This is a genomic window from Alistipes communis, from assembly GCF_006542665.1.
Lineage (GTDB): Bacteria > Bacteroidota > Bacteroidia > Bacteroidales > Rikenellaceae > Alistipes > Alistipes communis.
This window is the reverse complement of the sequence record NZ_AP019735.1, coordinates 1,101,197-1,116,512: the sequence shown is the minus strand read 5'-3', so window position 1 is coordinate 1,116,512 and position 15,316 is coordinate 1,101,197. Positions and strand designations below refer to the sequence as shown.

At 61.5% G+C, this 15,316-nt stretch carries 10 protein-coding genes and 1 riboswitch; of the genes, 9 read left to right on the top strand and 1 reads right to left on the bottom strand.

The features are described 5' to 3' along the window. Positions 1-70: 70 nt before the first annotated feature. The 5 genes from FMF02_RS04455 to FMF02_RS04435 all read left to right on the top strand — a co-directional run bounded on the left by FMF02_RS04455 (position 71) and on the right by FMF02_RS04435 (position 9,539). The gene (locus tag FMF02_RS04455; protein ID WP_244611631.1) at positions 71-2,347 is read left to right on the top strand and encodes a DUF5074 domain-containing protein; all 2,277 of its coding nucleotides are present in this window, start codon (positions 71-73) and stop codon (positions 2,345-2,347) included. Between the two features lie 70 nt (positions 2,348-2,417). After that, positions 2,418-3,419, top strand: coding sequence for a YncE family protein (locus FMF02_RS04450; RefSeq protein ID WP_019130930.1), 1,002 nt, complete (start codon positions 2,418-2,420; stop codon positions 3,417-3,419). A 13-nt stretch (positions 3,420-3,432) separates the two neighbouring features. Next, a complete protein-coding gene (locus FMF02_RS04445; protein WP_141412339.1) occupies positions 3,433-5,271 on the top strand; it encodes a PKD-like domain-containing protein in 1,839 nt (612 codons plus the stop codon). 9 nt (positions 5,272-5,280) lie between these two features. After that, positions 5,281-7,431 (top strand): hypothetical protein, encoded by a 2,151-nt coding sequence (locus FMF02_RS04440; RefSeq protein WP_244611630.1) that lies wholly within the window; start codon positions 5,281-5,283, stop codon positions 7,429-7,431. Further along, the gene (locus FMF02_RS04435; RefSeq protein ID WP_141412338.1) at positions 7,428-9,539 is read left to right on the top strand and encodes a TonB-dependent receptor; all 2,112 of its coding nucleotides are present in this window, start codon (positions 7,428-7,430) and stop codon (positions 9,537-9,539) included. The genes FMF02_RS04440 and FMF02_RS04435 overlap by 4 nt, the downstream gene beginning before the upstream one ends. A 235-nt stretch (positions 9,540-9,774) precedes the next feature. Here FMF02_RS04435 and FMF02_RS04430 read toward each other — a convergent pair whose 3' ends face one another. Continuing rightward, complete coding sequence (locus FMF02_RS04430; RefSeq protein ID WP_019130934.1) at positions 9,775-10,185, bottom strand: hypothetical protein; 411 nt, start codon at positions 10,183-10,185, stop codon at positions 9,775-9,777. 358 nt (positions 10,186-10,543) lie between these two features. After that, a riboswitch (cobalamin riboswitch) is annotated at positions 10,544-10,740 on the bottom strand. An 87-nt stretch (positions 10,741-10,827) separates the two neighbouring features. On the opposite strand from FMF02_RS04430, the gene FMF02_RS04425 reads away from it, so the two are divergent. The 4 genes from FMF02_RS04425 to FMF02_RS04410 all read left to right on the top strand — a co-directional run bounded on the left by FMF02_RS04425 (position 10,828) and on the right by FMF02_RS04410 (position 15,182). Next, positions 10,828-11,400: a DUF2284 domain-containing protein gene (locus FMF02_RS04425; RefSeq protein WP_141412337.1), complete on the top strand. Its 573-nt coding sequence runs from the start codon at positions 10,828-10,830 to the stop codon at positions 11,398-11,400. Beyond that, positions 11,388-12,095: a Dph6-related ATP pyrophosphatase gene (locus FMF02_RS04420; protein ID WP_019130936.1), complete on the top strand. Its 708-nt coding sequence runs from the start codon at positions 11,388-11,390 to the stop codon at positions 12,093-12,095. The genes FMF02_RS04425 and FMF02_RS04420 overlap by 13 nt, the downstream gene beginning before the upstream one ends. Before the next feature lie 382 nt (positions 12,096-12,477). Continuing rightward, entirely contained in the window at positions 12,478-12,789 is a 312-nt protein-coding gene (locus tag FMF02_RS04415; protein ID WP_232044716.1) for a DUF8478 family putative metalloprotein, read from the top strand. Between the two features lie 86 nt (positions 12,790-12,875). Beyond that, the gene (locus FMF02_RS04410; protein ID WP_141412336.1) at positions 12,876-15,182 is read left to right on the top strand and encodes a TonB-dependent receptor; all 2,307 of its coding nucleotides are present in this window, start codon (positions 12,876-12,878) and stop codon (positions 15,180-15,182) included. Positions 15,183-15,316 lie beyond the last annotated feature (134 nt).

Below are 15,316 nucleotides of genomic sequence, written 5' to 3'. Positions count from 1 at the left end.
TCTCTGCGGGAGAGACGTCGGAGCCGGAAATCGGGCTCCGGCGTTCCCCCGTATTTCAAACGCATACGATATGAAACGTTATTTACCCTTTTTGTGCGGATTGCTGCTGGCGGCCTGTTCCTCGGAGTTCGAAGAGGAAGCAGGGGCGGTTCGGGGCGGCCGCGCTGTCGAATTGACCGGTGTGTCCGGTTCTTCCACGCGAACGTCGGCGGGCGCCGTCGACGGCGCGGCGATTCCGTTTCTGTGGAGCGCCGACGACCGGATATGGGTCAACGGCGTGCAGAGCTCCGAAGCGGGAACCGCAGGCGCTGCGGCGAGCTTCGGATTTTCCGAACTGACGGGCGAAGCTCCCTACGAAGTCTACTACAATATGACGGGCGAGGGGGCGCGGGCCGTCGTCCCTTCCCGCCAGAATCAGGCGGCGGCCGGTGAATTGCAGCTGGGCGCCAACGGTGATTTCGGTTATGCGACTGCCGATGCGGGCGGACATTTCACGCTGTCGCACGCTACCTCCTACATCTGGTTCGATCCGTGGTCGCAGGAGGTGGACGCACGGCTGGTTTCAGTTTCGCTGGCGACCGCCGACCGGACGATCGCGCTCTGCGGCACGCGCACGTTCGACGGCGGCGGATTCGGTGCCGCGACCGGCGGGGAATATGCCGTTACGCTGTCGTTCGGCGCGGAGGGCGTCGCGCTGCCTGCGTCCGGCGGCGATACGCGGGTGTTCGCCGCGGCGGTGGTCTATCCGGTGGATTGCAGCGCGACGGAGGTGCATGTGACCTATACGTTCGCGGACGGCAGCGTCTACACCGAAACCCGCCCCGGCCGGAAGTTGGAGGCAGGCGCGACCTACCGCCTGACCTCCGAGATCACGAAACGTGCCGGCGGTGCGTTGGAGATCGAGGCGGGAGAGGCGGACGGCGAGCCCGTGTGTCTGAAATACGGCGGGTCGGAGGTACGCTCCCTGACGGCCGAAGGGTGGATTCCGCAGGTGCGGACGACCGCTCCGGCACGGTGGACGGCCGATCTGGATATCGCCCGCCGCACGCTGCGTGTCGCACCGCCCGCGGAGTATCTCGAAGGGCAGGACTTGGAGAACACGCTGCGCATCGAATCGGACGGCGAACCGCTCTTCTCGCAGGACTATTACGTGCTCGATTTCACCCATCCCGAAGGGACGTTCGTGCTCATGGAGGGCAACATGACGACCGAAAACGGTTCGATCGTCTATTTCGACCAGCACATGTGCTGCCACGAACGGGTCTACGAGGAGGTCAACGACAACGAGATCGGCAACGTGTTGCAGGATATGTACATGATCGGCGGACGCATCTATTTCATCACGCAGAACGGCCGGACGAGCAGCACGGGAACGACCTTAAACGGCGACGGCCGCTTCGTGATCTGCGACGCGCACACAATGAAGCGGATCCTTGCGCGCGACATGCCGTTCTATGCGCAGGTCGCTTCATCGTCGGGTGTCAAACCGACGCTCTGTTGGCCGCAGCACATCGTTGCGGTAAGTCCCGAAAAGGGGTATATCCAGTATTCGACGTCGGACATGGAGTCGCATTCGGGCATCCGTACCGTCAACCTGGTTTCGGGCGTGATCGCCACGACCGATATTCCGGATACCTACGGTGTCTTCACCAAGACCGGCGCCACGAAGGCGCGCATGACCGTTTCGCGCGGGAAGGTCTTCGCCGGACGCGGCAATTCGGTGATCGTCATCGACTCTGCGACCGATCGGGTAGTCAGGGAGCACACCTATCCCGACCGGCAGGTCAAGGACCTGGCCAAGGGAGCCGACGGGAAGATCTACGCCGTCTTCACCGGCGAGTTCGAGATCGACGGCGACTTGGGCTACTACGGCAACGTCGTCTGGAAATCGCCCGCGATGATCGTGGCGTTCGACGCCGAAGGAGAGGTCGTCTCGGAGCAGACGCTGCCCGAGACGGTGAAGCTGCGCACCGGCACGGCTTCGCCGAACGTCCAGCTCTGCGCCAGCTTCCGGCAGCCGTGGCTCTACTTCATCGGCAAGAGCGATTTCAGTGCGACCGAGGCGATGCGTTACAATTACGAAACGGGGCAGGTCGACTGGGACTACATCACGGCCGACATCGACGGCAACCACGAGGGCGGTTCGCTCATCTACGGCTACATGGGCGTGCACCCCACGACCGAGCAGCTGTGGGTGGGGAAATCCTCCTATACGAACAGCCGGATCCACCTCTACGACGTTTCGCGCAGCGATGCGGTGGAGTACGGCAGCTATTATCAGAAAAAGGCGAGTCCGGCGGGCGTCGATTTCGCCTACCGCTTCACGGAGGAGTGGATCAACCGATAGGGATATGAGTTTTATGAAGTTCAAGCGATGGTTCGCAATCCTTGCATGTGCTGCGTTCGGCGGCGCATGTATGGATTACGGGCCTTACGAAGTGGAGGATTTCGGGATTACCGGATCGGGGTTGTTCATCACCAACGAGGGCAACTTCATGTACGGCAACGCGTCGCTCTCCTACTACGATCCGGAGAAGAAACAGGTCGAGAACGAGATCTTCTTCCGTGCCAACGGCTTCAAACTGGGCGATGTGGCGCAATCGATGGTCATCCGCGACGGCATCGGCTGGATCGTGGTCAATAATTCGGGCGTGATCTACGCGATCGACATCGACACCTTCAAGGAGGTGGGGCGTATCGAGGGCTTCACTTCGCCGCGCTACATCCACTTCCTGAGCGACGAAAAGGCCTATGTCACCCAGATATGGGATCCGCGCATCTATATCGTCAACCCCCGGACTTACGAGATCACGGGGTATATCCAGACGGACATGGATTTCGAGACGGGTTCGACCGAGCAGATGGTGCAGTACGACAAGTATGTCTTCACCAACTGCTGGTCTTACCAGAACCGGATTCTGGTGATTGACACCGAGACCGACACCGTTTGCGACGAGATCACGGTGGGCATCCAGCCCACGTCGCTGGTCATGGACAAGTACAACAAGATCTGGACGGTGACCGACGGCGGTTACGAGGGGTCGCCCTACGGTCACGAGGCGCCGTCGCTCTACTGCATCGACGCCGCGACGCGGAAGGTCGAGAAGCAGTTCAAGTTCAAGTTCGGCGACTGGCCCTCGGAGGTGCAGCTCAACGGTACGCGCGACACGCTCTACTTCATCAACAAGGCGATCTGGCGGCTGCCCGTCACGGCGACGAACTTTCCGGTGAAACCCTTCGTGCCCTATCAGAATACGCTCTATTACGGCTTGACGGTCAATCCGTTCAATTCGGAGGTCTACGTGGCCGACGCGATCGACTACGTGCAGGACGGGGTCATCCTGCGCTATTCGCCCGAAGGCGAACTGCTCGACGAATTTTATGTGGGGATTATCCCCGGCGCCTTCTGTTGGCGTTGAAAACCGATAAACCATGAACAGAATACGTTTCAGTTGTTTTGCGCTCCTTGCCGCGGCGGCCGTCGCCTGCAACAAGGACGACATCATCACGCGCGAGGAGGCGCAGGCTCCGGTCATCGCCTTCGATGTCAATACAGGCGTCTACACCGCCAAGGTGGGGCGGGAGTTTACCATCGCCCCGACTTATGAGTACGTCGACCGTGCGGTCTATGCGTGGAAGCTGGAGAAGACGGGCCGGATCATCTCGACCGAACCTGTGCTGACCTACGTCATCGACGAGGTGGAGGGCGAAGAGAAGGAGGATTATTACATCGAGTTGGAGGTGACCACGCCCCAGGGGACGACGCGCGAACAGACGCGCGTGGAGGTTTACCGAATCCTGCCGCCCGTGATCGTCCTCTCCGAAGGGGCGGAGGTCGTGCGGGGGCATGTCTACGAGATCTCGCCGGACGTGCGGTGGGGCGAGAAGGCGACCTACCGCTGGACGATGCGTCGTCCGGGGGCTGCCGAGGCGGAGGAGGTCGGGCGCGAGCAGACTTACGAGTTCTGCGAACAGGCGTTGGGCGAATACGAACTCCGCCTGCGGGCCGAGAACGAGGACGGGGCCGACGAGAAGAGCATCCGCGTGGAGGTGACCGAGGCGCTTCCGGTCTCGGTGACGGTGCCTCCGATCGGACGGCTTTACGACGGGTTGACACGTACCGTGCCGCTCGGGCGGTCGATCACGCTGCGTCCCTCGATTTGGAACGGCCGGAATCCCCGTTACAGCTGGACGGTCGACGGCGAGGAGATCTCGACGGAACTCGCCTGCACCTATACGCCGTCCGGCAAAGGAGTGAAGAAGCTGCTTTTCACGGTGACGGACAGCTCGGACGAACCTGCGGCGGCGGTGGCGAAAGGGGTGAGGTCGACCGGCGAAGTGCGAGCGACGGTGGAGTACAGCGTCGAATGCTGCGACGAAGAGGGGGCTTTCCGACGTCCGGCCACGCCGTCCAGCGAAGTGTCGTGGACGAAGGTCTACGAATATACGCCTGCGCCCGGCCAATTCATCAATGAACTCGTTTCGGGTGGGTTCACCGGTGCGGAGACCACGCCCGAAGCGGCCGTCGCCTATGCCGAAGAACGGCTGCGCAAGGGGACGTGGGTATCGCTCGGCGGCTGGGGCGGCTACATCGTCGTCGGGTTCGACCACAGCATCGACAATTCGTCGGAGGGTTATCGCGGCGGCTACAATTTCTCGATTACGGGCAACGCCTTCGAAGGATCGTCCGAACCGGGCATCGTCTGGGTGATGCAGGATACCAACGGCAATACGCTGCCCGACGACGAGTGGTACGAACTCAAAGGTTCGGAGTTCGGCAAGGAGGAGACTCTTCGGGACTATGCGGTCACTTACTACCGCCCGACCTATTCGGGCGCTTCGGTGCAGTGGCGCGACAATCGCGGCGTCAGCGGCAAGATCGACTATCTGAAAGCGTACCACGACCAGCCCAGCTACTACCCCAACTGGATCGATGCCGAGAGTTACGTCCTCTACGGAACCTGCCTCGAAAGCCGCACCTACGACCAGTCGGGCAACGGCTCCTACTGGGTCAACGACTCCTACGATTGGGGGTATGCCGACAACTTCGGCGAAGACCGGCTTTCGGACGACGAAAATGCGGGGGCGGGGGCCGTGAAGACCTATTTCAAGATCGAGAACGCCGTCGACGGGAACGGCGAGCCGGCGAACCTCGCCTACATCGACTTCGTCAAGGTGCAGACCGGCGTCAACGCCAAGGCCGGCTGGCTGGGCGAGAACTCCACGGAGGTGTTCGGTTTCACGGACGAGAATCTCAATCAGGGCAAATAACGGACGATTATGAAGAGATTATGGATATGCGGCTGCTTCGCCTTGCTGTGCGGGGCCTGCGACGACAAGACGGCGGACGAGCCGGTGTGGAACGGCGACAACTACGTCACGGCCTTTTCGCTGACGGTGGGGGAGGCTACCTACGAGGCGGTCGTCCACGACGGGCGAATCACTGTCGACGTTCCCTACGACGTATCGCTCGACGGGGCGGAGGTGCATTACGAATTGTGCGAACATGCGTCGATCCACCCCGATCCGGCGACGATTAGGGACTGGTCGCAGGAGTGGCAGTTTCTGGTCAGCTCCTACGGCCAGAGCGACCGCACGTATATTTATATGGTCAATCGTACCGACGTTGCGACCGGGGGAAGCTTGACGCTGCGCACGCAGGCCGAGGTGGATGCCTTCGCCGCGAGCCGGATCAATGTGGTCGAAGGCAACCTCACGATCGGCGTCGAGGGCGGCGAGGCGATCGTGAATCTGGACGGACTGGCCGGTCTGGTCTCGGTGCGCTGCGACCTGACGGTCACGAACGCCTATCGGGGCGAGGATCTGGCGGGACTGGCCGGATTGCGCCGGTGCGAGTCGCTGCGCATCGGCAGTGCGGGGGCGCCGAATGAGACATTGAAGCGGATCGAACTGCCTGCCCTGCGCGAGGTGGCGGGCGATCTGCAACTCTGCGGTACGGCGGTGCGGTCGGTCGTTTTCTCGGCGTTGCAGCGCGTCGACGGGGCTTTCGCGGTCGGTTCGGACGCGCTCGCCGAGATCGTGGCCGACGAATTGGAGTCGGTCGGCGGCGACATGCGGCTCGCGGGGTCGACGGGCAACGTGGCCAAGGCGCCGTGCGAGCAGATGTATTTTCCCGAATTGCAGCGTGTCGGCGGGGAGCTGTCCGTGGCACGCTTCGGCAAGCTGGGACAGCTCGCGACGACCTTCGGTGCGCTGGCTTCGGTCGGTTCGATCGCCTACGAGGAGCTTGCGCTGACCGCTTCGTGCGAGTTTCCGCTGATCGAAACCGTCGGGGCGGTCGCGCTGACCGACTGTCCTGCGCTCCGGACGATCTCGCTGCCTCGGCTTGCTGCGGCCGGGTCGTTCTTCGTCGAGGGGTGTCCGGCCGTCGAAACGGTCGACCTGCCGCTTGTCGAACGGTTCGAGGGCGACGTGCGGCTGGCTTCGCTGTCCGCCGTCACCGATTTCGGCGCCTTGCTGCCGCGTCTCACGGCCATCGGCGGCGACCTCACGCTCGACGACCTGCCGGGCCTCGCCGGGGTATTCGATCTCTCGAAATACGCCTTTTCGGAGCACAGCGCCGTCACGCTGCGGTTCGTTTCGACACCGAAGCTGACGGAGCTGCGCGGCGGCGGATTCGCCGGATCGCTGTCGCTCGATGCGGCGGCGCTTGCACCGCAGCCGGAGACGATGCCCTTCGCGCTGTCGGGCTTCGAGCGGCTCGACGTCCTGCATGTCGTCGGGTTCAAGGGTCTCTCCGCGCTTTCGCTCCCCGTGGCCGCCTGCACCGATCTGCTGATCGAAAACTGCGGGACGCAGCGGGCCTTCGCGCTCTCGCTGCCGGCGCTCGAAGAGGTGCGGGGTACGCTGCTCTGCAAGAACTGCGGCAAGACCGGAGCCGCCAACTCGGCGTCGTTCCCGCGACTGCGGAGCATCGGGCGGCAGTTGGCGTTCTATGTCAACGTGTCGTCGTTCGCTTCGCTCGCGTTTCCGGAATTGGAGCGTGTGGGCGATGGCCTCGGCGTTTCGGACGATGCGTCGAGCGATTACGCTTTCTATACGATGCCCAGCGGCTGTACGGGAGCGTTCGTGCTGCCGAAGCTGAAAGAGGTGCGGGGCAACATGCTGCTCTCGACGTGGAATGCCTCCACCGATCGGGTCGCCGCGTTCCGCTTCCCCGCGCTGGAAACGGTGACGGGCGAACTCTTCGTCGGACATGCCAGCTACAAGAACCGGACGGTGACTGCACTCGACTTCTCCGCCCTGCGACAGGTCGGATCGGTCTATGTCGGCAACCTTTCGTCGGCGACTGACTTTTCGACCTTCGCAGGAGCGCTGCCGTCGCTCTCGGACGCGACGTGGCGGGTGGAGAATTGCGGCGAGAATCCCACGTATGAACAGATGCTCGGCGGCCAGACCGGAAGACCATGAAGCATATCCTGACGATTATTCTCTGCGCTGCCTCCTGCCTCTGTTACGGGCAGGAGCGGCGGCAGACCGAATCCCGCGAGGGGTGGTGGAACGACAATCCCTCGTTCGTGGTGCCGATCCGCGAGATCGGTGTGACGGCACGCCGTCCGATGAAGGAGATCGGCGTGCAGAAAACCCGGCTCGACACGCTCGTGCTCCATGAGAACATCGCCCTGTCGATGGCCGACGTGCTGACTTTCAACACTTCGATCTTCGTCAAGCAGTACGGCCGGGCCACGCTCTCGACGGTGGCGTTCCGCGGTACGTCGCCGTCGCACACGCAGGTGACGTGGAACGGGATGCGCATCAATTCGCCGATGCTGGGCATGACCGACTTTTCGATGATTCCCTCCTACTTCATCGACGACGCTTCGCTGCTGCACGGCACCTCGTCGGTCAACGAGACGGGCGGCGGCCTGGGAGGTGCGGTCAAGCTCTCGACGCGGCCGGCCGACCGGCGGGGATTCGGATTGCAGTACGTCCAGGGCGTCGGGTCGTTCTCGACCTTCGACGAGTTCCTGCGTCTGACCTACGGCGGCGACCGCTGGCAGAGTTCGACGCGCGTGGTCTATTCCTCGTCGCCGAACGATTTCAGGTACAGAAACTACAACAAGAAACTGAACGTCTACGACGACGATCGCAATATCGTCGATTCCTACTATCCCGTCGAACGCAACAAGAGCGGCGCCTACCACGATCTGCACCTGTTGCAGGAACTTTACTACAATTCCGGCGACGGCAACCGTTTCGGATTGCAGGCGTGGTACGTCCATTCGTCGCGCGGCGTCCCGATGCTGTCGGTCGACCACAAGGAGGACGACGACTACTCCAACGTGCAGCGCGAGCAGACGCTGCGCGGCATCTTGCAGTGGGATCATCTCCGCGAGAATTGGAAGGTAGGAGCCAAGGCGGGGTATATCCATACGTGGATGGCCTACGATTTCGAGAAGTCGCTCGGCAACGGCAACATGGCACAGATGATCCGCTCGCGCAGCCGGATCGATACGTTTTTCGGCCAGGTCGAGGGCGAATATTCCGTCGGCGACAAGTGGCTCTTTACGGCCGACCTTTCGGTGCACCAGCATCTGGTCGAAAGCGTCGACAAGAACGTCCTGCCGATGAAAGATCCGCAGCAGCTCGGCGGCAACCGCAAGAAGGTGCAGGTCGGCTACGATCAGGGGCGCGTCGAGCTGTCGGGTTACGTTTCGGCCAAGTACCAGCCGACGGACCGGCTGGGGCTGTCGCTGGCGCTGCGCGAGGAGATGTTCGGCGACGACTGGACGCCGGTCATCCCCGCCTTCTTCGCCGATTACGTGCTTTCGCACCGCGGCAGGGTGGTGGCCAAAGCCTCCGTGTCGCGTAACTTCCGTTTCCCGACGCTCAACGACCTCTATTTCCTGCCGGGCGGCAATCCCGACCTGAAAAGGGAGCACGGCGTCAGCTACGACGGCGGCGTTTCGTTCGCCGTGGGGCGCGGAGGCTCCTACTCGCTGCACGGCGAGGCGACATGGTTCGACTCCTACATCGACGACTGGATCGTCTGGCTGCCCACCTTCAAGGGATTCTGGACTCCGAAGAACATCAAGGAGGTACACGCCTACGGCGTCGAGTTGAAGGCGGGGCTCGACTGGCAGCCGGCGCCCGACTGGCAGTTGAACGCCGACGGCAATTTCTCGTGGACGCCCTCGATCAACAACGGCGATCCGGTCGACTGGTACGACAAGGCGATCGGCAAGCAACTGGTCTACATCCCCGAATATTCGGCTTCGGTGACCGGACGGTTGACTTACAGGTCGTGGAGGTTCATTTACAAGTGGTGTTATTACAGCGAACGCTTCACCACGTCGGACAACAGCATGAAGACGAAGATCGGCCGCGTGAAACCCTATTTCATGAGTGACGTTTCGCTCGAAAAGGCCTTTTCGCTGCGATGGGCCGACTTCACGGTCAAGGGGGTGGTCAACAATCTCTTCAACGAGGAGTACGAATCGGTGCTTTCGCGTCCGATGCCGCGCCTGAATTACGAACTCTTCCTTGACATCCGGCCGCGCTGGGGCAGGAGAAGGTAGAAGAGGCGTCGCGGGAACGGCCGGTCTGTTTTCGGGATCGGGCGGGGGTGCGAATCCTGCGGGACGGCTCCGTATGCCGCGGGCGGGCGCTCCGGCGCGGTTTTCGTCCGGATATGCCGGAAGTAGGGGGCGGTGCGGTCGCCGGACCGGATGGCGGCGGGTTGTTTTCACCGCGGCGGACGGCCTTCCCCGCGTCGAAACACGGGGTGCGGGGCGCGGCGGACAAAGAATTCTTTCAGAGCCCTTCGTGGGCGCAGACGCGTCCCAGCTGCGTTTCGATGATGCGCGCGAGTTCGTATTCGGGCGTCTGGTCGCTGACGGCGTTGTTGACGGCGCCGCCGGTGGCGGTGCCGAGCGTGAAGAGCTTGTCGGTGCGCGTGGCGTAGAGTACCGCATTGAAATCCCCCATCGGCGTCTCGGTCGATGCCTCGGTCGGTGCGGCGACGACGGCCGCGATCTGTTCGTCGTGTTGCGCCATGCGTTCGATGAAGGCGAGCAACTCCTCCTCGTTCTCCAATCGGGGTTGCAGCCAGAACCGGTTTTCTTCTTCCGTTCCGGTCTCGAACGGGCGGCACAAGGCGAAGCCGTAGTGCATGGCCGTGCGTTGTGCCAGTTCCTCTGAAATTCCGTACAAAACGATATTCATAACTCTACGTTTTAGAGGTTTGTCTTCAAAAATTCACCGGTCGCTTCGATCCGCTGCGGCGCTCGGCCTGCCGGCGCAGTTCGCGGGAGCGGATTCGCCGTACCGGAGTACGACGGTATTCGCAGTCTGTTTCCCCGAATCCGTCCCGTCCGGAAACGGGGCGGACGATGTGTCCGGACGGCGCATCGTATCGCTGCAAAGAAACGAAGAATGCAATTCGACCTTTTCGTTAAGCCGAGCGCAGAGCCGAACTTGTTCGCGCTTTGCCGAGGCGGGAAAAGGAGCATGAAAATGAACGACGATCTGGCAGCCGATGCGATTTGCAACCGGAATCGGATACCCTGTCCACGAGGTTCTCCGACGTCGAATCGATCTGGCAGGTCTTCTGACTGACTCCTGTTTCCGAAGCCTTCCCGATCCGTGCGGACCAGTGGCTGAGATGTTCGTAACGTCGCGGAGCTTCACAGCAGCGGGACTGTCCGGGATTTGCACCCGATTCCCTTTTCATTCCGTCGTTTTGCGAACGGACGGAAGACCAAATCTGGGGCAAATATAGGGATTGAGTCCGAAAAACGGTTCGAAAAGACGAAATTTTTTTCGAAAAATCCCGTTTCGAGCCGCCGGATCGACTAATTTTGCCGTATGAATTTTTCATACCGATATCGTGCCGAAGATTCCGCGGTTGAGCTGCCTGCGGCCGATTACATCGCCCGTTTCCGCGATGCGCAGCGGATTGCGGAATATTGCCGCGCCTGCCCCAGTTACGGGAGCAGCTGGGGTTGTCCGCCCTTCGGGTTCTCCGTCGAGGAGTATCTGTCGGGTTATGTGACGGCGCTTGTCGTCGCTACGAAGATCGTGCCGGAGCAGGAGGGACTGCCCCTGTCGGAGGCAGGCCGGCTGATGCGTCCCGAGCGCAAGCGGATCGAAGCACGGCTGCTCGATATGGAGCGGCGCATCGGCGGCCGTTCGTTCGCCTATGTCGGCACCTGTCTCCATTGCCCGGAAGGCAGTTGTACCCGTCCCGACGGGAATCCGTGCCGTCATCCCGATCGGGTGCGTCCTTCGCTCGAAGCGTGCGGATTCGACGTCGGCCGCACGGCACGCGAACTTTTCGGCATCGAGTTGAAATGGGGCGTCGAGGGGCGTATGCCCGAATACCTGACGCTCGTCTGCGGATTTTTCCACAATGCGGGACATATCGTATGGAACGGATAAGGGCGGTTTTCAACTGGAGCGGCGGCAAGGATTCCGCCCATGCGCTCTGGCGGGCGATGCGGTCGGGCGACTACGAGATCGTCGCGCTGCTGACGACCGTCGACGGCTCGACGCGGCGTTCGACGATGCACGGCATTCCGGCGGCGTTGTTGCAGGCGCAGGCCGAACGGATCGGGATTCCGTTGTACCGCCTCGATCTGGCTCCGAACGGCGATATGGCGGATTACGGAGCGGCGATGTCGCGTGCCGTGGCGCATTTCGGGGCGCGGGGCGTGACGCACTTCATCTTCGGCGATATTTTCCTGCACGACGTGCGCGCGTACAGGGAGCGGCAGCTCGCGCCGTTCGGCATCGAAGTCGTCGAACCGCTCTGGGGAGAATCTTCTCAGGAGGTGATGGCGGATTTCCTCGCGTCGGGGTTGAAAACGGTGGTCGTGACGACGATGGACGACGGATTGGGGCGTGCCGCCGTAGGGCGTGTCGTCGATCGCGATTTCGTGGCGTCACTGCCCGCCGGAACCGATCCCAACGGCGAGAACGGCGAGTACCACACTTTCTGCTACGACGGGCCGATCTTCGCTTCGCCCGTGCCGTTCCGGCTCGGAACGCCTTTCAGCCGCAGCTACGACGTCCGGCTCGACGACGGGACGTCGAAGAGCTACGCCTATTGGTTCGCCGATCTGCGGGAGGCGTGATCCCGCTTTTCGCGGCCGGACGAAACACGGGATTGTGTATTTCCGTATCTTCTTCCGCGATCGGTTTCGTCCGATGTGTTTTTCGGTCGGAACGGAGAGCGGTTGTCGCAACAGCCCTGTCGCTTGTTGTAGGCCGTGAGCATCCGGCCAGCTTTTCCTGCTCTTTCAGGTAGTCGCTCATCAGGGCTACGGTCGCTTCGTCAGCGCGTTTCTCGCCGGTGATCTTCTCGATTTTCCGGATTATTTCCTATCTTTGGCTGCGCCTCAGATACTCCCGCTCGGCAATGTTCAAATAAATTTGCATTGCGTTCGGCTTATTCGTATCTTTGTGCATAAAGCTCCTGGCCCGATGCGAAACACCGGACGAAACATAACGGCGTCGTTGCTCCTGTTACTCTTTGTGGGGTATTGGAGCAGTGTCACGTTGTTTCCGCATGTCCACCGGATCGACGGACACGTTTTCGTCCATTCGCATCCCTTCTCCGGCTCTTCGGGCAATCCCGGTCACAACCACACGCCGCAGCAGTTCCAGCTGATCGCGCACCTGTCGTTGCTGATTGCCACGGCGGCGACGTTCGTCGCGCTGGTTTTCGGGCAGGCGGGAGCCGCTTTTGTCTTTGGAGTCCGGAAACCCGTCGCGCGGTGCGGTATGCCGGTGCGAGTCTACGGCTTGCGCGCACCTCCTCTGGATTGATGTTTTTGCGAATCTGAATGCGGAGCGGACGTTTCGTCCTGTCTTCGCCGTCATTTGTTGTATATTCATCAAATCCGAATCATCCAATGAAAAAACATATCATCGGAGCACTTGTCGTGCTCCTGTTGCCTGCGGTGTGCCTCGCCGCAGGAGAAGCCGTCGTGAAAACCGGAAAACAAAGCGATGCGAATATTACGGGGCATGTCGTCGATGCGAAGAGCGGCGAGCACCTTGCCTATGCGACTGTCGCCGTGAAGGGCACGACCATCGGGTGTGCGACCGACGCCACCGGACACTATTTCCTGAAAAACCTGCCTTTGGGACGTTTTACGCTCGTCGCGTCGTCGGTGGGCTACCGGTCGGCCGAAACGACGGTGGAGATCGTCGCCGACAGGACTGCCGAGGTGAATTTTTCCCTGAACGAGGAGGCGCTCGCAGTGGAGGAGGTCGTCGTTTCGGCCAGCCGTACGGAGACCAACCGGAAGTTCTCGCCCACGATCGTCTCCGTCGCCTCGACGAAACTGTTCGAATCGACCGCGTCGAGCAACCTGGCTGAAACGATGAATTTTCAGTCGGGATTGCGCGTGGAGAACAACTGCGGCAACTGCGGTACTACGCAGTTGCGTATCAACGGATTGGAGGGGCAATATTCGCAGGTGCTGCTCGACAGCCGGCCGATTTTCAGTTCGCTGGCTTCGGTGTACGGGCTGGAACAGCTGCCCGTGGCCATGATCGAACGGGTCGAGGTGATCCGCGGCGGCGGGTCGGCTCTGTTCGGCGCCAACGCCATCGGCGGCGTGGTCAACATCATCACCAAGGAGCCGCTCTACAACTCGGTGACGCTGGCCAATACGACCAATATTTCGGAGGGCGGTACGGCCGATTTCAATACGTCGCTCAACGGGTCGTTCGTCTCCGACGATTACAAGACGGGCGTCTATCTCTTCGGGATGATCCGCGACCGTGACTCCTACGACCGCAACGGCGACGGCTTTTCGGACATTCCGGAACTCAATTCCGAGACGGTCGGATTTCGTGCCTACTACAAGACTTCGCCCTATACGCGGCTGACAGCCGAGTATCACCATATCCATGAATTCCGCCGCGGCGGCAATGCCTTCGATCTGCCTCCCCACATGGCCGATATCGCCGAACAGCTGAACCACAAGATCGACGGCGGCGGTTTGAAGTTCGACTGGTTCAGCCCGGACGGCCGCCACCGGCTGGGAGTCTATGCCTCGGCGCAGCGCATCGGCCGCGACAGTTATTTCGGTACGGACCGCAATCCCGACGCCTACGGTGCGACCGGCGACGAGACGTTCGTCGCCGGCACGCAGTACACCTGTTCGTTCGAGCGGTTGCTCTTTCTTCCTTCGGAGTTGACCGCCGGCGTGGAGTACAACTACAACGCGCTCGACGACAAGTATCTCGGATTCGGCCGCGATTTCCGGCAGACGACCCGCAGTACGGGGTTCTTCTTCCAGAACGAGTGGCGCAGCGAGCGGCTCAACTTTCTCGTCGGCGGTCGTGTGGACAAGCACAACATGATGAAGAACGCCGTTTTTTCGCCGCGCGTCAACGTGCGTTACAGTCCGACGCCGGCGGTGGGCCTGCGGGCCAGTTATGCCAGCGGTTACCGTGCGCCGCAGGCCTATAACGAGGATCTGCATATCGACGCGCTGGACAACAAGGTGGCCGTCATCCGCCTCGACCCGAACCTGAGGCCCGAATATTCGCACAGCCTCAGCGCATCGGTCGACCTCTACCGCAATTTCGGACGGGTGCAGGGAAATCTGCTCGTCGAGGGGTTCTATACGTTGCTCGACGACCTCTTTACGCTCGAAAAGGTCGGCGAGGACGAACAGGGCAACGTCATCAAGGAGCGCCGCAATGCGGCGGGCGCCACCGTCGCCGGCATCGGCGTGGAGGCCAAGGCCGGTATTCCGGGACGTTTCGAGTTCCAGCTCGGCTATACCTTCCAGCGCAGTCGCTACGACGAACCCGAACGGTGGTCGGACGAGGTCGCGCCTCAGCGGCGGATGTTCCGTTCGCCCGACCATTACGGCTACCTGACGGCCGTCTGCACCCTGACCCGCGGTTTCACGGCGTCGCTCTTCGGCAACTATACCGGACGGATGCTCGTACAGCACAACGCGGGATTCATTGCAAAGGATACCGAACGGCTGACGCCCGATTTCTGGGACATGGGTGCGCGCCTGTCGTATACCCTGTCGCTTACCAGGCAGTTGAGACTCGAACTGAATGCGGGGGTGAAGAACCTTTTCGACAGTTTCCAGCACGATCTCGATTTCGGTCAGAGGAAGGACGCGGCCTACATTTACGGTCCGGCCGCGCCGCGCACCTATTTCATCGGTGCGAAATTCGCGTTATGACGCTGCGGGGCGTTCTGCCGAGGGAATCTCAGCCGGTGGCGGAAAACGCACGGCTTCCGTCGTATGAACTGCGGCGGGAACCGTGCGTCCGAGCTGTTTCCGGTATCAGTAACCGGTCTCCACTTCGGGCAGGG